Origin of the sequence: Halomonas cibimaris (genome assembly GCF_039537045.1) — a bacterium.
Classification (GTDB): Bacteria; Pseudomonadota; Gammaproteobacteria; order Pseudomonadales; family Halomonadaceae; genus Vreelandella; species Vreelandella cibimaris.
This window is the reverse complement of record NZ_BAAAZT010000073.1, coordinates 53,773-75,340: the sequence shown is the minus strand read 5'-3', so window position 1 is coordinate 75,340 and position 21,568 is coordinate 53,773. Positions and strand designations below refer to the sequence as shown.

The window sequence follows — 21,568 nt, the reverse complement described above, 5'->3', positions numbered from 1 at the left end:
TCGCGCACCGGCGCCGTTCACACCCAGAACGGCGCGGCCAGCACCGCGTAGCGCAGCGTCTTGGCCAGCGCCACAATGGGCAGAAAGCTCCACAGCGGCTCGCGCATGATGCCGGCGATCACGGTCAGCGGGTCCCCCACGACGGGCATCCAGCTCAGCAGCAGCGACCAGCGGCCGTAGCGGTGATAGGTGCGCCGGGCCCGGGCCAGCCCTTTCTCGCTGGCGGGAAACCAGCGCTTATGCTGCAAACGTTCCACGTAAAGCCCCAGCAGCCAGTTGAGCGTCGAGCCCAGGGTATTGCCCGCAGCGGCCACCGCCACCAGCGTCCAGACCATGTGCTGATCATGGAGCAAAAGCCCCACCAGCACGGCCTCGGACTGCATGGGCAACAGCGTCGCGGCCCCCAGCGCCGTCAAAAAAAGCCCCGTGTAGCCTGTCAGTCCGTCCATTTTTCCTCATCGGCCGGCAAGCCCGGTGTCACGTTCAAGTGCGCGTTGCCGCCACCCTTGCTTTTGCGGCAAACGAATACGGCGGTAGCATGTCGTCTGTCATCCTCAAACCGGATACCGGGGCCACGACAAAGCCGGCCTGTCCGGCTGCATCCACGCCCAGAGGTAGCCTGCCATGAAGCTATTGTTTCTCGAAGACGACGATCTGCTGGCGGAAAGTTTGATCGAAAGCCTCAAAGACCACGGGTATCGAGTGGATCTGGCCCCCTCTCTGGCGGTGGCCGGCTCGCTTATGAAAACCGAAGACTACGCGCTGGTCATTCTCGATCTCGGCCTGCCCGACGGCTCGGGTTTGCGCCTACTGTCGCAGTGGCGACAGGCAGGCTGCCTTACGCCGGTGCTCATCCTCACCGCCCGGGATACCTGGGAAGACAAGGTCAACGGCCTGGAAACCGGCGCCGACGACTACCTGACCAAGCCCTTCCACGAAGCCGAACTGATCGCGCGCATCAAGGCGCTGTTGCGCCGGCGCACCGGCCATGTCGCCGCACGGCTCACGCTCAACGGTATCTCGCTGGATGAAGCCAGCCAGTGTCTGAGCGTTGCCGGCGGGGACTGGCGCTCCCTGACCGGCACCGAGTTTCGCCTGCTGCGCTACATGATGCACCACGCCGACCGAGTGCTGTCCAAAGAGCGCCTGCTCAACCAGCTTTACGCACTCGACCAGGACGCGGCCGCCCCCAATCTGGTGGAGGTCTATATTGCGCGCCTGCGCCGCCATATCGGTAAACACATGATCCAGACCCGCCGTGGCCAGGGGTATGTCTTTGTTTCCCGTTAACCGGCGCAGCCTGCGCGTTCGCCTGCTGGCCTGGCTTTCGGGTATCGCCCTTGTGGTGACGGGCACCACCTGGCTTTTGCACGGCATTCTGCTCGAAGACCTGGCGCGCGACTTTCTCGGAGAGCGCCTGGAGCGAGAGGCCCGCTATGCCGTAGAGCAGCTGCAGCAGGGTGGCGTCTCTACCCCGGCGGTTTTGGAAACCGCCAGCCGGGGCTCGCAGATTTTCCACCACCTGTACGTGCTGCGCTTTGCGGGCAACGTATCGGCCTCCGACAAGCGCTGGCAAAGTGCGCTGGCCCCGCTGCTGAATCAGCGCAATGAAGCCCATGTGGAAGTCAGCCAGAACGGGCAGCACCTGCTGGTCTACCGGCAGCCTTTCGTGCTGGAAGGAAAGTCCGGCGTGCTGCTGGTGGGCGAAGACTTTTCCCGGGTGGAACAGGGCCTCTCGCAGCTGCACTGGTGGGTCGCCGGCATCTCGGCTGTGCTGCTGGTGCTGCTGATTACGCTGAACCTGTTTGCCGTCAACCGCGCGCTGATACCGCTGTCCCGCCTGCGCCGACAGCTCGAACAGCTTCAGCTGGGCAGGCGTGACCGCCTGTCCTCGGACGTGCCTGCAGAGCTGGACGGCCTGACTTCCCAGCTCAACCGCTTTATGGATGAAATCGACAGCCGCCTGCAGCGCTCCCGGGATTCCGTGGCCAACCTGTCCCACGCGCTCAAGACACCGCTGGCCGCCGTCACGCAAGTGCTGCGAGGGTCGCGCCCCATCGATGAAGCGCGGCGGCAAAAACTCGTTGAGCGCCTTGAGGAAATCCATGCGCTGCTGGACTCAGAGCTGCGCCGCTCGCGCATTGCCGGTCCTCACGCCGGGCGCATGTCACTGCCGCACCGGGACGCCTCGCGCCTGATAGACATGTTTCGCAGCCTCTACCCGGACAAGACGTTTCGTCTGGACACACAGGCCGACAAGGAGGCGCGCGTGCCGGTGGAATCCCAGGATTTCTCCGAAATGCTGGGCATTTTGCTCGATAACGCAGGGAAATGGGCACATCGAGACGTGACTTGCCGCCTGACCGTCACCGATGCGCTGCGTATCCGCGTGGCCGACGACGGCCCCGGCATCAGCGAACAATACCTGCCCCACCTGGGGCAGCGCGGCATGCGCCTCGATGAACAGCACCCCGGGTACGGGCTGGGCCTGTCGATTCTGGACCAGCTGGTGACCCGCTATGCAGGAAAGACACAGTTCAACGCCGGCGCTGCGGGCGGGCTTGACGTGCAGGTGACGATCCCCGTTGCCGACGGCGTTGATTGACGGCTTGTCAGCCGTGGTTCAGCTTTTTGCGTCATGGTGAACACCCTAAACGTCAGCGGGGGTATGAAAATGTCGCCTATTCAGCCTGATTTCAGACAAGCGGTGTATCAATGGCCCCTGACACCTTTCAAGGAGGCAGCACAATGACCAAAACGCTCATGATTGTAGCCCTGAGCCTGGCAGCCGCGCCCGTTTGGGCGACAGGAGAGCACAGCGGTTCTCACGCCGATCCGGCAAACGCCGAGCTCGACCGCACCATTGAATTCAACGCCGGGGACATGTGGTTTGACCCGCAAGCGCTACGCATAGCGCCGGGCAACACCGTCAAGTTCGTCGTCACCAACACAGGCCGCGTGAAACACGAATTCGTTATTGGAAACACCCAGGCGCAAAAAGAGCATCGCCTCATGATGCAAAAAAACCAAGGCCGCGGCCACGGCAGCGACGGGCACAGCCACGGCGGCGGCATGCCTTCGGTGACCGTGGCGCCGGGCGAAACCGCCACGCTTTTGTGGACCGCGCCTGAAGACGTGGACGCGCTGGAATATGCCTGCAACATACCCGGCCACTACGAAGCCGGCATGCACGGCACGATCAAACTTCAAGGCTAGTCCGGTTTCAAAGCCAGCCCGCTTTCAAGAATACCCTGCTTTCAAGAATAGCCCGCCCGGGGTGCGCCGTGCCCCGGGCGGGCCTGTTGATGCCGGCGGCCCTCATCTCGCAGTGCTCGCCCCCGGCCGGGCGATAGCCGCAAAGGCTACCGGCGGTTTCATGGGGGCAGGCACTTTCTCCCCGGCACTTTTCGCACGTACGCTACGATACCGTTAGCATGGAGGGCACTTTGCCTGCGGCACGCGCCCTTTAAGCGCTTGTGTCACGGCCTTTTTAACCACCGCGAGGACGCCATGTATCGCCTGCGCTACGTTTTTGGCCGGCTTTGCGCCACGCTGCTGGCCGCTACCCTGCCCTTGAGCATGCCGGTCAGTGCGGCGACGACCGACTACCGCCTGCCCTCGCTGGGCGGGGTCTCCCATGCCGCCAGCAACAAAGAAGCGCGCCTGGGCCGCGCCTGGCTGCGCCAGTTCCGCGCCCACGCGCCGCAGTGGCAAGACCCCGTGGCGCACGACTACCTTGACCGGCTGATCGCGCGGCTAGCACCCTACAGCCACCTTAACGGCGAGCTGCCCGTAAGCGTGATGGTGGATAACGGCTCGCTCAACGCCTTTGCCGTGCCTGGCGGTGTGATCGGCATCAACGCCGGGCTTTACGCCTTCGCCCCGGACGAAGGTGCGTTTGCCTCGGTGCTGGCCCACGAGCTTGGCCATCTGGCCCAGCGCCATTTTGCCCGGGGCCAAAAGCGCGCCGGGCAAACCCAGCTGCCCGCCATGGCCGCCATGCTCACCGGCATGGTGCTGGCCGCAAGCGGCGCGGGCAGCGCCGGGCTTGCCACCGCCATGGGCTCGCAGGCCGCGATGCTGCAAGATCAGCTGCGCTACTCCCGGCGCTTTGAACGCGAAGCCGACCGCATGGGCATGCAAACCCTGGCCGATGCCGGCTACCCGCCCGCCGACATGGTGCGCATGTTCCGCGCCATGCAGCGCATGGCGCGGCTGCAGGGCGACACCCCGCCGGAGTTTCTGCTCAGCCACCCGGTCAGCGAAAGCCGGCTCAGCGACGCCCAGTCCCGGGCGGCCCAGCTCACCGTCGCCGATGCCTATCAGGACGACACCCTGTATGACATGGTGCGCGCCCGGGCGCTGCTGCACCTGCACAGCAACGCCCCGCAGCAGGCGCTGACCACTCTGCGCCAGGACAGCGCCGCCAAGGGCGCCATCCGCTATCTCGAAGCGCTCATCGACGCCGAGCAAGGCCAAGCGTCGCGTGCGCTTGCCGCTATGGATCAACTGGCCGAACAGCACCCGGACCTGGCCTTGCTGCCGGCCTCGGCCGCCCGCATCGCCCTGAACGCACGCCGGGTCGACGACGCCATCCGCCGCGCCCAGCGGCTGCTGCGGCTGATTCCCGACTACCTGCCCGCCCGGCTGACGCTGGCCGAAGCCCAGCTCCAGCGCGCCCCCGAAGCCGCCTACCGGCAGCTGCGCGACATAACCGACGCCCACCCGGAAAACCCCCAGGGCTTTACCCTGCTGGCCGAAGCCGCCGGGCGCAGCGGTCACGTCGCCGAAGGCCGCCTGGCCAAGGCAGAATACCTGCAGCTGACCGGGCGCATTGACAAGGGCATCCGCCAGCTGGATCTGGCTCTGGACGCCGCCAAACGCAACAACCGCCCGGGGCTTGAGGCGCGCATCGCCTCCCGCCGGGAAGCGTTTATCGACTACCGCGAAGCACTGGAGGAATTTTCGTAACCGCCGCCGGCCCGGCTACAGCCCTTGTGCTGCAGGCCGGCGGGCCCGGCAAGAGCGGACTGCCGCGCGCAACGCTACGCCGAGGCGCTGCATTACGCGTTAAAGTTGAGCATGCGCTCCAGCGGCGCCAGCGCTTTTTCGCGCAGCGCATCGCCGACGTGAATTTCGCCGCGGCCCTCGCGCAGCGCGCCGGCCAGGTTATCCAGCGCGTTCATCGCCATCCACGGGCAGTGAGCACAGCTTTTGCAGGTGGCCCCGTTGCCCGCCGTGGGCGCTTCAAACAGGGTTTTCTCCGGCACGGCCTGCTGCATTTTGAAGAAAATCCCCCGGTCGGTAGCCACCACCAGGGTGTCGTGGGGCAGCGCTCTGGCCGCCTTGATCAGCTGCGAGGTTGAGCCGGCCACGTCGGCAAGGGCCACCACCGAGGCCGGAGATTCCGGGTGCACCAGCACGGCGGCCTCGGGGTACAGGCGCTTCATGTCTTCCACACCCCGGGCCTTGAACTCTTCATGGACGATGCAGGCGCCGTCCCACATCAGCATATCCGCGCCGGTTTTCTGCTGAATATAGCCGCCCAGATGCTTGTCCGGCGCCCAGAGGATTTTTTCCCCCCGGGCCTGCAGGTGCTCGATCACGTCCACCGCGATGGAGGACGTTACCACCCAGTCGGCGCGCGCTTTTACCGCCGCTGAGGTGTTGGCGTAGACCACCACGGTGCGCTCCGGGTGGGCGTCGCAAAAGGCGCTGAATTCGTCCGGCGCACAGCCCACGTCCAGCGAGCAGGTGGCCTCAAGGGTGGGCATCAGCACGCGTTTTTCCGGCGAGAGAATCTTGGCGGTTTCCCCCATGAAGCGCACCCCGGCCACCACCAGGGTCTCGGCTTCGTGGCGGGCGCCGAAGCGGGCCATTTCCAGCGAGTCGGCCACGCAGCCGCCGGTCTGCTCGGCCAGCTGCTGGATGGCGTCGTCGGTGTAGTAGTGGGCCACCAGCACGGCGTTTTGCGCTTTGAGCAGACGCTTGATCTCGGCTATGCGGGCCTCGTCCTCGGCGGAGCGACGGGTGGGGCCGTAAGCGGCGGGGGCAAGCGCAGGCGCGCTCGCCGGAGAAGGCATGATTGTCATTGTGTCTACCACTGCGATAAACAGGGAATCCCCCTGTTGAACATCGATCGCGGCGCGCTCGGTACGCGCCGCGCCCCGGGCCGGCCGCGGCGTCTTTCGCGGGGGCCGGCCCTGTGCACCGCCGGCTATTTTGCCGGGAGAAAACGCGCCGTGGCAAGCATGCCCCGTCCGGGCGGCGGCCTACAGGCAGGTCTGCTCTTCCGGCGTTATGCCAAACAGCGCGTTAACCGCCCGGTTAAGCTTGGCCTCGGCGGCGGCCAGCACTTCGTCCAGCCGGGCGACTTCGGCCTGGCGGGCCATAAAGTAGTCTTCCCAGTCGTCGCGCTCGGCCAGCGGGATCAGCACGTCCCGGGCCTTGAGCTTAAAGCTTTTTTTCACCTCGGCCTGCAAGGTCTTGAAGTCCTGCTGCCACCACTGGCGGCTTTTGGTGTTGAGCTTGGGGTTGTGGCCTGCAGGGCAAAGATCATCGCACAGGCGCTGAGCGAAGCGCTCTGCCACCCGCTGGCGCTGCTCGGCGGTGTGCTGGCAGTGCTCGGCGAGCTTGGCGATGGCGGCCTGCTCTGCGTCGGACGCCGGCGGAATCGGCAGCGTTTCCACATATTGCGCTTTGTAGCGATAGTAACCACCACGCGCTCGCGTGCTAGTTGCGCGGAAAATAAAATCGACTGCCTTTGAATTTAAAAGCCCCATGAGAAACGTGTCAGCATATGGAATAAAAAAGGCTGTATCGGCAAGGAAATGACCACTTTTATCAAGCGACATTTTGCTCATTTCAGATATATCTGGATACACAATTTTTGTTTTATAAAAATTTTCGTGATAGGCCACCACGCTACTAATTTCATACCATTGGTGCCCGCTTGAAGAGCGCCCTTCCAGCTCATTCTTAAAACCCATTAAATAGTTTTTAATAGCTGGATACGCATCAATATCCATTCCGCGCCGGGCAAATATCAGCCATCGCTGCCGGTTCTGGGCATGCCACTTTTTCAGGTCCTTGCCTTCCAGGAAGGGCTTGAGCACCTCGGCTGAGGCGGGGTCTTCGGCCACCAGCGCATCCCGGGTTGCCTGGTCGATTACAAAGGCTTTGTTACAGCCGGTTTTAATCCCGTATAGCGGCGAGCCGTACACGTCTTTCAGGCTGGGGTACGGCGTGCCGTCGTCGGCGTGGGTGAGCTTGTGGCGCAGCGCGGCCAGGGTTTCGTCTTCCAGCTGCCAGCCGGCTTCATTCAGCCGGCTTTGCGGCATGGTGCCGTAGGCCTGGTTAAAGCGCTGGCCCAGGTTTTCCGGCAGATCATCGGTCAGATTGAGTATTTCCAGCCGGTGGTCCGACGCCGGCGCGGCGTTTTCCATCACCAGAATGGCCGGGTAGGTGGTCACGCCTTCAAACAGCTGCAGATCGCCGAAATCCACCACGCTTTGCAGGCAGGTGCGCTCGGCCAGGTAGCGCCGCAGGGGCGTGCCGGCGTTGGTTTTAAAAAACGTCGAGGAGCTGATGTAGCCCAGCAGGCCACCGGGTTTGAGCAAGTTAAGCCCCAGCTCGAAAAAGTAGGCGTACAGGTCGGCTACGCCGTGATAGACCTGATAGCCGGCCTCAAGCCAGGGTTTTAGCGCGGCAAAGCGCTCCTGGCGCACGTACGGCGGGTTGCCCAGCACCACGTCAAAGCCGCCGTCGGCAAAGATGTCGGGGAAGGCCGCATGCCAGCAAAATTCGCTGCCCGCGGCAGGCCGGGTCAGCCCCAGGCTGTTGCCGTCGCGCAAACAGGCGTCAAGGCTGGTCAGCGGCTTGCCGCGCTCGGCGGTTTTCAGCCAAAGCGAGAGTTTGGTGATTTCGATGGATTCGGCGTTGATATCCACGCCGTACAGGTTGTGGTTGAGGATTTCCTTGTTGAGATCGAGCACGCCGGGCTGGCCGGTAAGCTCGGCGAGCTTGTCGTTGATGCGCTGGTACTCGGCGTGAAGAAAGTCAAAGGCGGCAAGCAAAAACGCCCCCGAGCCGCAGGCGGGGTCAACCACGCGGATATGCTGCAGCGCGTCCTGCCAGGCGTACCAGAACTTCAGCTCGGTCTGCTTGCCGCGCTTCCACTGGATGCTGCCGTCGTTTTTCAGCTGGCCGTAGCTTTCCAGCAGGCGCGAAAACCGGCGCTGCAGATAGCGGCCCAGGGTTTGCTCCACCATAAAGGCGGTAATGTTATCCGGGGTGTAGACCACGCCGTGCAAGGCACGCTGCCCGCGTACCGAGCGGGCGTTGTCTTGCGGGGTGATGACGTCGCCGCGCGCCAGCTGCTCGGCCAGCGTTTCCAGATCGGTAATCGACTGCTCGAAAATACGCCCGAGCACGGTAACCGAGACCTCTGAGGCAAAGTCATACTCGGCCAGATCCTTGAACGCCTCGCACAGCTCGTCGCTGACGCAAAGGCTGTCAAGCTCGGCGTCTTCGGCAAACAGACCGCCGTTATAGGCGGGAATGTTCAGCGCCTTGCTGCCTTTATCAACGGCGCGGAAAAGCCCTTTGAAGTTGTCGTACACCGGGCGCGGGTTGTAGGGGTCGGCGTGCTGGTAGGCCTGGGCAATCGCGCTATCCGGGATCAGCCCGGTATCTTCGGCGAAGGCCAGAAACAAAATGCGGTCCAGCAGCTTTTGCGCAACGGGCACCAGCCTGGCCGCTTCCCACTCGGGGTTGGCGGCCATCAGATGCACAATCAGCGTTTCGCGCAGGCGCTTGTAGTCCTGATAAAGCCGCGCGGTGATGTCCTTGTCGGCCTGCTGGGTCTGGCGCAGCAGCGCAAGCGGGCGGTCGTTGAGCAGATTATCGGCGCTTAAGCACAGCTGAAAACGCGCGTACTCCCAGGGGTCATCCAGCGCGGCCAGGTCAAAGGTCTCGTACACCAGCGAGGTTTCGCCGACGTGGTACAGGCGGATTTCGCAGTAGTTGGTGACCAGCACCCACTCCACGCCCTTGACATCGCGGGCATATTCCCAGGCTTGCTGCACCGGGCTTTTGTGCCGGCCGGGCATGATGGCATCGAGATCGCGGGTTTTCGCGCCTTTGACTTCCAACACGGCCTTGACCCGGTCGCGCTCACGTTCACCGTAAAACTGCCCCAGGGCGATATCCACCGCGCCGCGGGCAATGCCGTACTCCCGCGCAACGGTATAGCACTCCCCCTGGCCGAAGCTTTCATAGCCCAGCAGCGTGCCCAAAATCCGCTGGGTAAACGGCGCGTGCAGCGCCACCTCGTTCTGGCGCTGTATATCACCGCTGACAATGCTGTTTTTCCAGGCGGTAATCGTCGCCAGGTGATCTTGCGGTATTGCGGTGGGCGGCTGTACGTGCTTTTTGAGCACCGCGTCGGCTATCAGTGACATAGCGCCGGGTTCCTTTAGCGAAAGCGAATCTGGCCGGCATCATAGCACGCTCGGTCATACAGCACGCTCGGTGAAGGCGCACGCCTGTCGGAAGTCGCCGCGCGGCATATCCAGCCACAAAACAAAACGCCCCCGGCAGAAAACTGCCGGGGGCGCTGAATCTGGTGGGTCGTGTAGGATTCGAACCTACGACCAATTGGTTAAAAGCCAACTGCTCTACCAACTGAGCTAACGACCCGTTAGCAGGTTCGATGGTGGGTCGTGTAGGATTCGAACCTACGACCAATTGGTTAAAAGCCAACTGCTCTACCAACTGAGCTAACGACCCCCTCGAACGGATGCATATACTACGGATAAGGCCTTCCGCTCGCAAGCGTTTTTTTGCTTTTTTCGAAAGGGCTTAGCGCCGCGGGCGTTTGGGCTTGGGGTTGCGCATGGCCTGCACCGGGCGGCGCTTGTTTTTGTCGCGGCTCCAGCGGTTTTTCTCATCCGGGGTCAGCTCAGGGACCTTGCGCGCGGGCAGATCGGCCAGGGCGGCCAGGTCGTCCACTTCGTCCTGGCTAAGCTCTACCCATTCTCCGGCTTTGGCCCGCTTGTCAAGGAAGATATTGCCGTAGCGCACGCGCTTCAAGCGGCTGACGGTAAGCGCCTGGGATTCCCAGAGCCTGCGCACCTCGCGGTTGCGGCCCTCAAGAATCACTACGTGAAACCAGGTGTTGATGCCTTCGCCGCCGAATTCCTGCACGTCGGTAAAGCGCGCCGGGCCGTCTTCGAGCATCACGCCTTCCACCATGGCGACGACGTTTTCCTGCTTGACCTCGCCCATCACGCGCACGGCGTATTCGCGCTCGATCTGGGTGGAGGGGTGCATCAAGCGGTTGGCCAGCTCGCCGTCGGTGGTGAACAGCAAAAGCCCGCTGGTGTTGATGTCCAGCCGGCCAATGGCGATCCAGCGCTCGCCTTTCAGCCGCGGCAGGCGCTCGAACACCGTGCGCCGCCCTTCGGGGTCCTTGCGGGTGCAAAGCTCGCCTTCGGGCTTGTTGTACATGATCACCCGGCGCGGGGTTTCCTGCTCGGCTTTCAGCGTTACCGGGCGTTCGTCAAAGGCGACGCTGTCCCGGGGCTCGACGCGATCGCCCAGGGTGGCAAGCGCGCCGTTGACCTTGACGCGCCCGTCGGCAATGGCGGTTTCCATTTCACGGCGCGAGCCCAGGCCCGCGCGGGCCAGCACTTTCTGCAGCTTTTCGCCGCTGGGGGCCGGCTTGTTTTCGGGGGTTTTATTCTGACGCATGGTCGTCTGACCTCTTGGAATGCTCGTCCGGGCGCTCGTCGTCCTGTGCCGGGCGCCCGGCACGGGCCGCCAGCCGTGCTTCCAGATCGGCAAAGCTCAGCGGCCGGGTTAACGCCGTCGCGGCGTGGTGGTCGGCATCGCGCTTTTCCGGCGCTGCCGTCTTGAAGGGCGCATCGTGGCGCGTTTTTTCATCCTCGGCAAGGGCTTTTTGCCCCGCGTCGTCCTCGCCTGCCAGCACGTGGGCAGGCGGCAGCGCGTCCAGGGTTTTCAGGCCGAAATCGTCGAGAAAACCGCGGGTGGTGGCGTACACCGCCGGGCGGCCGGGCACATCGCGATGCCCGACGATGCGAACCCAGCCGCGCTCGGAAAGCGTGCGCATAATCGAGCTTGAGACGCTCACCCCGCGCACCTCCTCGATGTCGCCCCGGGTGACCGGCTGGCGGTAGGCAATCAGCGCAAGGGTTTCCAAAAGCGCCCGGGAATAGCGCGCCGGGCGTTCGTCCCACAGCCTTGAAACCCAGGGGGAAAACCGCGGGCGAATGCGCAGCTGGTGGCCGGAAGCGCTTTCCACAAGCTCCAGCACGCCGCTTTGGTAGCGGTTGTGCAGCCGGCCAAGCGCCAGGCGCAGCTCGCCCCGGGCCGGGCGCTCGGCCTCGGCGAACAGCGCTTCCAGCCGTTCAACGCCCAGCGGCTCGCCGGCGGCCAGCAGCGCGGCTTCGATGATCTCGTCAAGGGTGGTGCCCGGGGCGTCGCTCATGGGGAGTCCTCGTCGGCAAAGGCGGATTCGCCGCCGTCCGCATCGTGCTCGACGGCCTCGGGCGCAGCGGCCCGGGCGCGAACGTGAAGGGGGGCCAGCGGCGCGTTTTGTACGATATCAATCACGGCTTCCTTGGCCAGCTCCAGCAGCGCCATGAACGTCACCACCACCCCGGCGCGGCCTTCTTCCAGGGTAAAAAGCGCCTCGAACGGCGTGTAGCGCTCGGCGTGCAGCACCTCCATGATGCGCAGCATGCGCTCTCGGGTGGAGAGCACTTCGCGGCTGATTTCATGTCGCTGGCTGAGCTCGGCGCGCTTGAGAAGGCCGCTCATCGCATCGAGCAGCTCGTCAAGCCCGACTTCCGGGGGCACCACCCGGGCGTCAAGCGCGGCGACCTCGGCCCGGGCGCTGAACCAGTCGCGCCCGGTGCGCGGCAGGGTATCCAGGGTTTCGGCGGTCTCTTTCAGGCGTTCGTATTCCTGCAGCCGGCGGATCAGCTCGGCCCGGGGGTCGTCTTCTTCGTCCTCGTCTTCCCGGGGCGGGCGCGGCAACAGCGTGCGCGATTTGATTTCGGCCAGCATGGCCGCCATGAGCAGATATTCCCCGGCCAGGTCGATCTGCATGGCCTTCATCAGCTCCACGTACTCGATGTACTGGTGGGTGATCGCGGCGACATCAACGCGCAAGATGTCCAGGTTCTGGCGGCGGATCAGGTACAGCAAAAGATCCAGCGGGCCTTCGAAGGCTTCCAGAAACACGCGCAGCGCTTCCGGCGGAATATACAAATCTTCCGGCAGCCGGGTAATCGGCTCGTCAAACAGCAGCGCCTGCGCCCGGGCGGCCGGCTCGCCGGCGGGCGCGGCGTTTTCGGGCGCCGGTAGGGGGGTATCACTCACGCAGGGTCTCGCTATCCAAAAGCCGTTTTTCGGCGCGCCAGTCTAGCAAGTCTACCGACGCTTAGTCTTTTACGCCGGCAACGCATACGCGGTTGCGGCCGGTTTCCTTGGCCCGGTAGAGCGCCTGGTCGGCCTGTTTGAGCAGCGCTGTCAGCTGGGCTTCGTCGGGCTTTTCAAGCACCGCCACGCCGATCGATACCGTATAGCGGATGGGGCCGACGTCGGCCACTACCACCGGCGTCTGCGCCAGCGCGCAGCGCCTCGGCCTTGGCGCGCCCTTCTGCGGCGTCCGCGCCGGGCAGAAGAATGGTGAATTCTTCGCCGCCAAAGCGCGCCATGATATCGCCGCCGCGCAGCTGCGAGCGGCAGACATCGGCCAGCGATTTGAGCACTTCATCCCCGATATCGTGGCCGTAGGTGTCGTTGACGACCTTGAAGCGGTCAATATCCAGCGCCAGCGCGGCAAGCGAGCCGCCTTCGCGCTGCAAACGCTTGATTTCACGGTAGGCCAGCTCGTCAAAGTGGCGGCGGTTGGCAAGCCCGGTGAGCGGGTCGCTGTAGGCCAGGCGTTCAAGGGACTGTTCCAGGGCGACCTGCTGGCTGATGTCCAGCACGCTGCAGCGCCCCACCATCAGCGTGTTGGCCTCGGAAATCAGCGACGACACGCTGCACAGCACCGTCAGCGGCTCGCCGTTTTTGCGGTATATCACCAGCCGGCACTGCATGTCTTCGCCGGCGCTCAGCGAGGCCAGCAGCTCGCTGAGCTGCCGGCGCGAGGCGTTGCTGACCAGCTGCGAGAAATACTGGCCGCTGAGCTTTTCATCACTTCGGTATCCCAAACAGGTCAGCAAGGTCTGGTTGACGCTGGTGATCAGCCCCGTGGCCGTCAACGTGATGTAGCCAATCGGGGCGTTGTCGTAAAGGTCCTTGAACTGGGCCAGCTGGCGACACTCTGCCTCGCGCGCGGCGCGGCGCTGCTCGCCGGCGGCGATCACGAAATACACAAGCGCGGCGGCCATGGCAAAAAGCCCGACAATCAGCGCCTGAAACCAGGGCCGCAGATACACCGCCCCTACGTGCCAATCAGGGCTGCGGGTCTGGATCAGCACAATCCACGCGTCGGACGGGCTGATCTTCAAGCGGGCATAGCTGAACAGATCCCCCTCAAGCGCCAGCATGCCGTCCGGCGCGGCCTGAATGCGCTTCCAAAGCGCCGGGCGCTGCGCTTTGAGCGTCTTTTGCGGCCGGCCAAGCAGCCAGCCCCAGGTATCTTCGGCAACGGGGCTTAGCATCCAATAGCCTTCAGCGTTCAGCAGCATGGGCTGATCAAGATCGGAAAAAAGCGTGCGCAGGCGGGCCAGCAGCTTATCGGCCGAGTAGTTCAACACCAGTATGCCGCGAGGCTGCCCCTGGCTGTCGGCCAGCCGGCGCACCAGGCGCAGCGTGGGCCTGGGCGGGCACTCCGGCTCGCCACGCTCCATGTTCAAATCCATCGGCGAAAGATACGTCTCGCCCGGTTCAAGCGCCAAGCCTTTCTTGACGTAGTCCGTGTGCGAGCGGTCCTGCAGCGCGGTATTGTCCTCGGGGCTGCGTTGACCCGCATCTGCTCCATGCCTGCGCGGTCAATGTAGCGAATCTTGGCGTAGCGCGGATAGGCATTGCTGGCATCTATCAGGGCACGCTGCATGATGGTGCGCCGCACAACCGTTGGCGCGTCCAGATACCCGCTGACCGCACTTTGCAGCGACAGCCGGTAGGCATCCTGCTCCAAATCAAGCAGCTTTTCCTGAATCAGAATATCAGCGGTTTTGATCAGCTGCTGATGGCGCGCGCGCACCTCGTCGCGCAAGATCTGGTCGTACGGCATCTTGCCGATATACAGCACGCCTGCCAGCAGCACGAAGACGATGGCCGTCCATTTGATCAAACGTCCGTGCATGCGTTGGCCCATTATCGTGCCCCCTGCTCTTGCTCGCTTTTTGCGTCTATCGCGATACAACCCCCTGCCACAACACGCCGGTAAGCTCTCCGCGGTTATTAAAAAACCTGCAGCATTACACTAACTTGACTTTATTCGTCAAGGCGGGCGGCTACTGCGCCTCAGCCGCTTTGCGGTAGCGCCCGGCGTAGTCGAAAAGCTTCTCGCGTATCTTGAAATAGCGCCCGCTCAGGCGGCCGACGACGAAATCCGGGTGGCGCAGGCGGTTGCGCCCGGCCACCACCTCGTCAGGCGTGGCGGGCTGCCAGCCAACCCCCGGGGCGCGCAGGTGGCGGCGCAAAAACACCGCCTGAAACGCCCGGCGCTGGGCGGCGGTTTCCAGCGCAAACCATTCGTCAAGCGTCGCGCCGTCCTCGTCGTGGTAGGTTACCTTCAGCCGCGGCAGCCCACGCCCGTTGGCGGTGGCGGCAAGCTGCATGCCGGAGACTCTGAGCACCCGGGCGTCCTTCAGCTTCAGCGCGTCGCGCAGCTTGTCGTCGGCGTCCACCAAAAGCCGCTCGCAGCCGTGGCAGCGCCGGGCGGCAATGTCGTTTTCCGCGCCGCACTCGTCGCAGACCTTGAAGCGAAAGCGAAAGCTGCACTGGACGGCTCTGCCCTCGGCGTCTTCCACCAGCCCGTGGCAGCGCCGGCCGTAGTGCTCAAGCAGCAGCTCGCCGTCGTATTTGCCCCAGAACAGGTTGGCGTGCTCGCACTCGGGGCAGATGACCTGCACCGGCTCGCTGTCGCTTGCCGGGCGCGGCTCGCCCACTTCCGGGGCGTAGGTATCCCAGGGGTTGCCGGCGTAGTCGAGAATCAGGCAGTCGTCCTTGCCCGGCGAGAGCCTAAGCCCCCGGCCGATAATCTGATGGTAGAGGCTGGCCGATTCCGTAGGGCGCAAAATGGCGATCACGTCCACGTGGGGCGCGTCGAAGCCGGTGGTCAGCACCGCGACGTTGACCAGGTACTTGATCTCGCGGGCCTTGAAGGCGGCAATAATCGCCGCGCGCTCTTGCGCCGGCGTCGCGCCGGTAATCAGCGCGGCCTCGCCTTCCGGCAGATAGCGCAGCACTTCTTCGGCGTGTTCCACGGTGGCGGCAAAAATCATCACGCCTGCCCGGTTCTGCGCCCGGGCGATAACGTCGGCGACGATGCCCGGCGTGGCGCGATTGCCCGCCACCACGCGGTTCATCGCCGCCTCGCTGAACGCGCCGCTCTCGGTGGTCGCAAGCCCGGCGAAGTCGTAGTGCTCAACGGCCATGTCCCGCCGCTCGGGCCGGGCGAGATAGCCCTGTTTGACCATCAGTCTGAGCGGCTGCTCAAACACGCAGTCGCGAAAAAAGCAGTCCGCCTCGCCGCGCACCATGCCGTGGTGGTGGCGGTGATAGATAAAGCCCTGCCCCAGCCGGTACGGCGTGGCGGTCAGGCCGAGAATCTTCAACTTTGGGTTTTGCCCGCGCAGATGGTCGATCACCCGGCGGTAGCCGGCGTTTTCGTCGAGGGAGACCCGGTGGCACTCGTCGATCACCAGCAGGGTGAAATTGCCGTCGGCGAAGCGCTCGGGGCTTCGCACCACCGACTGCACCGAGCCGAACACCACCTGGCGGCCGGCCTCCTTGCGCTTTAAGCCCGCGCTGAAGATATCCGCTTGAAGGCCGTAGGCCTCGTACTTGGCGTGGTTTTGCTCGACCAGCTCGCGCACGTGCGCCAGCACCAGCACCCGGCCCCGGGCCAGGCGGGCAAGCTCGGCGATCACCAGCGATTTGCCGCTGCCGGTGGGCAGCACCACCACGGCGGGCTCGCTCGAGGCGCGAAAATGCGCCACCACGCGGGCCACGGCCTCGCTTTGATAGGGGCGCAGGCTGGGGGCTTTATCAGACTGAACGGTGCGGTGAACGGCAGAGGACGGCAAGGGCGACTCGCAAAACGTTGAGATAAAAAACGCGGGCTATTCAGCGGGCGATGGTGCCATATTCGGCGGGCAAAGAAACGCGGCGGGACCGCACCCGGGCGCTTGCGTGCGGAAAAGGTTCTGTCACCATGTTGCGATACGTTCTCATGTTTCTTGTCCAGCTTCCAAGGCAGAGCCGCCATGATCTATATCGACAACGAAGGCGTCACCGACCCCCACGTCAACCTCGCCATCGAGGAACACTGCATTCGCCACCTGCCCGAAGGCGAGGACTACCTGCTGTTTTACATCAACGCGCCGTCGATCATTATCGGGCGCAACCAGAACACCCTGGAAGAAATCCACCAGGCCTATATCGACGCGCAAGGCATTCACGTGGTGCGGCGCATCTCCGGCGGCGGCGCGGTCTATCACGACCACGGCAACCTGAACTTCAGCTTTATGACCGATTTTTCCAAGAACAAGCTGAACAACTTCAAGGAGTTTGCCACGCCCATCATCGAGGTGCTCAACGGCATGGGCGTAGCAGCCGAAATGAAGGGCCGCAACGACATTGTGGTGGGCGACAAGAAAATCTCCGGCAACGCCCAGTTTTCCTCGACCAAGCGCATGTTCAACCACGGCACTCTGCTTTTGGACTGCGATTTAAGCCAGGTCAGCCAGGCGCTGGACGTGAAGATGACCAAGATCCAGTCCAAGGGGCACAAGTCTTCCCGGGCGCGGGTGGCTAACATTGTCGAGTTTTTGGACGCGCCGCTGTCGACCGAGGCGTTCAAGGAAAAGCTGCTCGCCGGCCTTTTTCCCGCCGGCGTCGAGCGCCAGACCTACCGCCTGACCGCCGAGGACTGGGCAAGCATCAACGCGCTGGTCGAAGAAAAGTACCGCCGCTGGGACTGGAACTACGGCCGCTCCCCGGCGTTCGACATTCAGCGCACCCGCCACTTTGCCGCCGGCATCATCGATTTTCGCCTCAAGGTCAAGCGCGGCGGCACCGTTGAAAACGTCAAGATTTACGGTGATTTCTTCGGCCAGCGCCCGGTCAGCGACATTGAAAACGCGCTTATCGGCGTGCGCTACGACAAAGACGAAATCGAAGCCGCGCTCAAAGGCTTTGACCTCTACGCCTACTTTGGCGACGTCGACCGCGGCGAGTTTATCGACCTGATCTACGGGCCGGATGAGGTGTAGCCGGCCGGCTTGAACGCCCACAAAAAAAGCGCCCGCGTTTGCGGGCGCTTTTGCATGCTCAGATGACCGGGCGAATTATCCCAGCCACACCCGGGCGTTGCGGAACATGCGCAGCCAGGCGCCGTCTTCGCGCCATTCCCTGGGCCGCCAGGAGTTGGTCACCGCGCGGGTGACGCGCTCGGGATGGGGCATCATGACGGTGGCGCGGCCGTCCGGGGTGGTCAGCCCGGTCACGCCGGAGGCGGAGCCGTTGGGGTTGGCCGGGTAGCGCGTGGTGACCTGGCCGTAGTGGTCCACGTAGCGCAGCGCGATCTGGCCGCCGGTCTGCATCTGGCGCAGGTGGGCGGCACCTTCAAACTGCGCGCGGCCTTCACCGTGGGCCACGGCAATGGGCAGCATGGAGCCTTCCATGCCCTTGAGCAGAATCGAGGGGGTGTCTTCCACGCGCACCATGGCCACGCGCGCCTCGAACTGTTCGGATTCGTTGCGCACAAAGCCCGGCCAGCTGGCAGCACCCGGGATCAGCTCTTTCAGCTGGGAGAGCATCTGGCAGCCGTTGCACACGCCCAGCGTAAAGCTGTCGTCGCGCTGGAAAAAGTCGGCAAACTGCGAGCGTGCCCGGGGGTTGAACAAAATTGATTTGGCCCAGCCGCCGCCGGCGCCCAGCACGTCGCCGTAGGAAAAGCCGCCGCAGGCCGCCAGGCCCTTGAACGCGTCAAGGGTGACGCGGCCTTCGAGGATGTCGCTCATGTGCACGTCCACGGCGTCAAAGCCGGCCTTGTCAAAGGCCCAGGCCATTTCCGTCTGGCCGTTGACGCCCTGCTCGCGCAAAATCGCCACGGCGGGTTTGGCGGTGTGGACAAACGGCGCGCTAATGTCTTCGTCCACGTCAAACGTGGCTTCGGCAAAAAGCCCCGGGTCCCGGGCGTCGAGCAGGCTGTCGAACTCGTTTTTGGCGCACTCGGGGTTGTCGCGCAGCGCCTGCAGGCGATAGCTGGTCTCACTCCAGGTGCGCTGGGTCAGCTGGCGGGTGGTTTCCAAAAGCGGCTCTTCAAACAGCGTCACGCGGACCTGATCGTCGTAGCGCGGCCGCGCGATCACCCCGCAGGTCTCGATGCCAGCCATGGCAAACTGGGTCAGCACCTCGGCGGTGTGTTCGCGGCGAACCTGAATCACCGCCCCCAGCTCTTCGGCGAACAGCGCGCCGACCGCATCCACCGGATGGTCGATGAGCCAGTCGAGCTTGATTTCAAGCCCGGCATGCGCGGCGAAGGCCATTTCCAGCAGCGTGACGATCAGCCCGCCGTCGCTGCGGTCGTGGTAGGCCAGAAGCTTGCCGTCGCGGTTGAGCCCCTGGATGACGCTGAAAAACGCCTTGATGTCCTCGGCGTCGTCCACGTCCGGGCCGTTTTTGCCCAGCTGGCCGTAGACTTGGCCCAGCGCCGAGCCGCCTAGGCGGTTCTGGCCGTCGCCCAGATCAATCAAAATCAGATCCGACTCGTCCTGATCGAGGTTGATCTGCGGGGTAAGCGTCGCGGCGGCATCGGTGACCGGGGCAAAGCCGGTGATCGCAAGCGACAGCGGCGAGGTCACGCTCTTGTCGCGGGTGACGCCGTTGTCGTCGGTTGCCTGCCAGGCGGTGCGCATGGACATGGAGTCCTTGCCCACGGGAATGGCGATGCCCAGATCCGGGCACAGCTCCATGCCTACGGCATAGACGGCGTCATACAGCGCCTGATTTTCGCCGGGATGATCGGCCGCGCTCATCCAGTTGGCCGACAGTTTGATGTCGGAAAGCTTGGCAATGGGCGCTGAGGCCAGGTTGGTCACCGCTTCAGCCACCGCCATGCGCGCACTGGCCGCCGGGTTGATCAGCGCAAGCGGCGCGCGCTCGCCCATGGCCATGGCCTCACCGGCGCGGGTGTCAAAGCTTGCCGTGGTTACCGCGGCGTCGGCCACCGGCACCTGCCAGGGCCCCACCATCTGGTCGCGCGCCACGAGACCTGTGATGGAGCGGTCGCCGATGGTGATCAAAAAGCTCTTGGAGGCCACAACGGGCAGGCGCAGCACCCGGTCAAGCGCTTCGCGCAGGTCAAGGTTGTCAAGCATCAGCCTTGAGCGCTCAGGCCGGCGGCGCTCAAAGGCCCGCTGCATCTTCGGCGTCTTGCCGAACAGCACGCTCATGGGCAGATCCACCGGGCGGGTGTTGAAGTGGCCGTCGTGGATTTCCAAACGATGGGCTTCCAGCGCCTCGCCAACCACGGCATAGGGGCAGCGCTCCCGGCGACACAGCGCCTCGAAGGTGTCCAGATCTTCCGGGGCCACGGCGAGCACGTAGCGCTCCTGGGCCTCGTTGCACCAGATTTCCAGCGGGCTCATGCCGGGCTCGGCGCTGGGCACGTCGCGCAGCGCAAAGCACCCGCCGCGCTCGCCGTCTTTCACCAGCTCGGGCAGCGCGTTGGACAAGCCCCCCGCGCCTACGTCGTGAATAAAGCGCAGCGGATTGTGATCGCCCAGCGCCCAGCAGCGGTCGATCACCTCCTGGGCGCGGCGCTCCATTTCGGGGTTTTCGCGCTGCACCGAGGCAAAGTCCAGATCGGCGCTGGAAAGCCCGGACGCCATGCTCGACGCCGCGCCGCCGCCAAGGCCGATGAGCATGGCCGGCCCGCCCATGACGATGAGCTTGCCGCCCACGGGGATTTCGCCTTTCTGCACGTGCTGAGCGCGGATGTTGCCGTAGCCGCCGGCGAGCATGATGGGCTTGTGATAGCCGCGGCGCTCAACGCCGTCGTCGCTTAAGACGTCCTGCTCGTAGGTGCGGAAATAGCCGGCCAGATTGGGCCGGCCGAACTCGTTGTTGAACGCCGCCCCGCCCACCGGGCCGTCCAGCATGATGGAAAGCGCCGACTGAATGCGTTCGGGCTTGCCGTAGTCGAAGGTCTCCCAGGGCTGGACGAACTCCGGGATGCGCAGGTTGGACACGCTAAAGCCGGCAAGCCCCGCCTTGGGCTTGCCGCCGATGCCGGTGGCCCCCTCATCGCGAATTTCGCCGCCGGCGCCGGTGGCCGAGCCGGGGAACGGCGCAATGGCCGTGGGATGGTTGTGGGTTTCCACCTTCATCAGAATGTGGATGGGTTCGGGATGGGCGCTGTAGCGGGCGATTTCGCCGGCCTTGCCGGTCAGCGGCGCGGGGAAAAAGCGCCCGCCCTGGGAGCCCTTGATCACCGCGGCGTTGTCGCTGTAGGCGGAAAAGACGTTGTCCGGCGAGCTGGCAAAGGTGTTTTTGATCATCTTGAACAGCGACTGAGGCTGTTCGACGCCGTCCACGGTCCAGTCGGCGTTGAAGATCTTGTGCCGGCAGTGCTCGGAGTTGGCCTGGGCGAACATCATCAGCTCAACGTCGGTGGGGTTGCGCTCCAGTTCGGAAAAGGCCACGGCCAGGTAGTCGATTTCGTCCTCGGCCAGCGCCAGGCCCAGCTCGCGGTTGGCCGTCACCAGCGCTTCGCGCCCGCCGCCGAGCAGGTCAATGCTGGCAAGCGGTGCGGGCTCGCGGCGGGTAAACAGCTTGGCGGCATCCGAGGCGTCGGTCAGCACGGTTTCCACCATGCGGTCGTGGAGCAGCGCGGTCAGCGCGGCAAAGGCGTCTTCGTCCGGCGGCGTGGCGAAGCGGATCCGGTAGTCAATGCCGCGTTCAATGCGCGACACCCGCGCCAGCCCGCAGCTGTGGGCGATATCGGTGGCCTTGGACGACCACGGCGACTGGGTGCCCAGGCGCGGCACCACCAGAAAGCGCTGGGCGCCGTCTGCGGCGGTTTCGTCCCGGGGCCGGTCGCTGTGATCGTCTCGATCACCGTAGTCCAAAAGCGCTGCCAGGCGCTCACGCTCGGCGTCGCTGAGCACGTCGTCGTGGTCGACAAAGTGCACGTAGTCGGCGGTCAGCGTTTGCACCTCGCCCACGCGTTCGCGCAGGGTGTCAAGCAGGCGCGCGCGGCGGAAGGCGGAAAGGGCGGGAGCACCTCGCAGTTCGAGCATATCCGGAAAGCCTCTAGAGCAGGAAATTCGAGCGGGAAAACACCGAGCCGCACAGC

At 64.3% G+C, this 21,568-nt stretch carries 14 protein-coding genes, 2 tRNA genes and 1 pseudogene; 5 read left to right on the top strand and 12 right to left on the bottom strand.

What is annotated here, in order from left to right:
- Positions 1-17: 17 nt before the first annotated feature.
- Complete coding sequence (locus ABD654_RS09045; protein ID WP_344704430.1) at positions 18-449, bottom strand: YqaA family protein; 432 nt, start codon at positions 447-449, stop codon at positions 18-20.
- 175 nt (positions 450-624) lie between these two features.
- Between ABD654_RS09045 and ABD654_RS09040 the strand changes: the two genes are divergently transcribed.
- The 4 genes from ABD654_RS09040 (at position 625) to ABD654_RS09025 (ending at position 4,971) form a co-directional block, all read left to right on the top strand.
- Positions 625-1,290 carry a response regulator gene (locus ABD654_RS09040; RefSeq protein ID WP_344704428.1) on the top strand — a complete coding sequence of 222 codons (666 nt, stop codon included), beginning with the start codon at positions 625-627 and terminating at the stop codon, positions 1,288-1,290.
- Positions 1,271-2,605 (top strand): sensor histidine kinase, encoded by a 1,335-nt coding sequence (locus tag ABD654_RS09035; RefSeq protein ID WP_344704426.1) that lies wholly within the window; start codon positions 1,271-1,273, stop codon positions 2,603-2,605. The genes ABD654_RS09040 and ABD654_RS09035 overlap by 20 nt, the downstream gene beginning before the upstream one ends.
- 143 nt (positions 2,606-2,748) lie before the next feature.
- Positions 2,749-3,216 carry a cupredoxin domain-containing protein gene (locus ABD654_RS09030; protein WP_344704424.1) on the top strand — a complete coding sequence of 156 codons (468 nt, stop codon included), beginning with the start codon at positions 2,749-2,751 and terminating at the stop codon, positions 3,214-3,216.
- A 294-nt stretch (positions 3,217-3,510) separates the two neighbouring features.
- Complete coding sequence (locus tag ABD654_RS09025; protein ID WP_344704422.1) at positions 3,511-4,971, top strand: M48 family metalloprotease; 1,461 nt, start codon at positions 3,511-3,513, stop codon at positions 4,969-4,971.
- Between the two features lie 92 nt (positions 4,972-5,063).
- Here ABD654_RS09025 and nadA read toward each other — a convergent pair whose 3' ends face one another.
- The 10 genes and pseudogenes from nadA to radD all read right to left on the bottom strand — a co-directional run bounded on the left by nadA (position 5,064) and on the right by radD (position 16,292).
- The gene (gene nadA, locus ABD654_RS09020; RefSeq protein ID WP_344704455.1) at positions 5,064-6,083 is read right to left on the bottom strand and encodes a quinolinate synthase NadA; all 1,020 of its coding nucleotides are present in this window, start codon (positions 6,081-6,083) and stop codon (positions 5,064-5,066) included.
- A 189-nt stretch (positions 6,084-6,272) separates the two neighbouring features.
- On the bottom strand, positions 6,273-9,461 hold the full coding sequence (locus ABD654_RS09015; RefSeq protein WP_344704420.1) for an Eco57I restriction-modification methylase domain-containing protein: 3,189 nt from the start codon (positions 9,459-9,461) through the stop codon (positions 6,273-6,275).
- A 162-nt stretch (positions 9,462-9,623) separates the two neighbouring features.
- Positions 9,624-9,699: transfer RNA gene (locus tag ABD654_RS09010), tRNA-Lys, on the bottom strand.
- 14 nt (positions 9,700-9,713) lie between these two features.
- A tRNA-Lys gene (locus tag ABD654_RS09005) sits at positions 9,714-9,789 on the bottom strand.
- 72 nt (positions 9,790-9,861) lie between these two features.
- The gene (gene rluB / locus ABD654_RS09000; RefSeq protein ID WP_344704418.1) at positions 9,862-10,752 is read right to left on the bottom strand and encodes a 23S rRNA pseudouridine(2605) synthase RluB; all 891 of its coding nucleotides are present in this window, start codon (positions 10,750-10,752) and stop codon (positions 9,862-9,864) included.
- The gene (gene scpB, locus ABD654_RS08995; RefSeq protein WP_344704416.1) at positions 10,739-11,509 is read right to left on the bottom strand and encodes an SMC-Scp complex subunit ScpB; all 771 of its coding nucleotides are present in this window, start codon (positions 11,507-11,509) and stop codon (positions 10,739-10,741) included. The genes rluB and scpB overlap by 14 nt, the downstream gene beginning before the upstream one ends.
- Positions 11,506-12,405, bottom strand: coding sequence for a segregation and condensation protein A (locus tag ABD654_RS08990; protein WP_344704414.1), 900 nt, complete (start codon positions 12,403-12,405; stop codon positions 11,506-11,508). Before ABD654_RS08990 ends, scpB begins: the two co-directional genes overlap by 4 nt.
- A gap of 61 nt (positions 12,406-12,466) precedes the next feature.
- Positions 12,467-13,934 (bottom strand): annotated as a pseudogene (locus ABD654_RS08985) (sensor domain-containing diguanylate cyclase).
- Positions 13,889-14,344, bottom strand: coding sequence for a hypothetical protein (locus ABD654_RS08980; protein ID WP_344704412.1), 456 nt, complete (start codon positions 14,342-14,344; stop codon positions 13,889-13,891). Before ABD654_RS08980 ends, ABD654_RS08985 begins: the two are co-directional and overlap by 46 nt.
- A gap of 151 nt (positions 14,345-14,495) precedes the next feature.
- Positions 14,496-16,292 carry a DNA repair helicase RadD gene (gene radD / locus ABD654_RS08975; protein WP_344704410.1) on the bottom strand — a complete coding sequence of 599 codons (1,797 nt, stop codon included), beginning with the start codon at positions 16,290-16,292 and terminating at the stop codon, positions 14,496-14,498.
- Between the two features lie 180 nt (positions 16,293-16,472).
- Here radD and lplA point away from each other — a divergent pair, with 180 nt between their 5' ends.
- Positions 16,473-17,480 (top strand): lipoate--protein ligase, encoded by a 1,008-nt coding sequence (gene lplA, locus ABD654_RS08970; protein WP_344704408.1) that lies wholly within the window; start codon positions 16,473-16,475, stop codon positions 17,478-17,480.
- Positions 17,481-17,555: 75 nt separating this feature from the next.
- Here lplA and purL read toward each other — a convergent pair whose 3' ends face one another.
- On the bottom strand, positions 17,556-21,512 hold the full coding sequence (purL, locus tag ABD654_RS08965; protein ID WP_344704406.1) for a phosphoribosylformylglycinamidine synthase: 3,957 nt from the start codon (positions 21,510-21,512) through the stop codon (positions 17,556-17,558).
- Positions 21,513-21,568 lie beyond the last annotated feature (56 nt).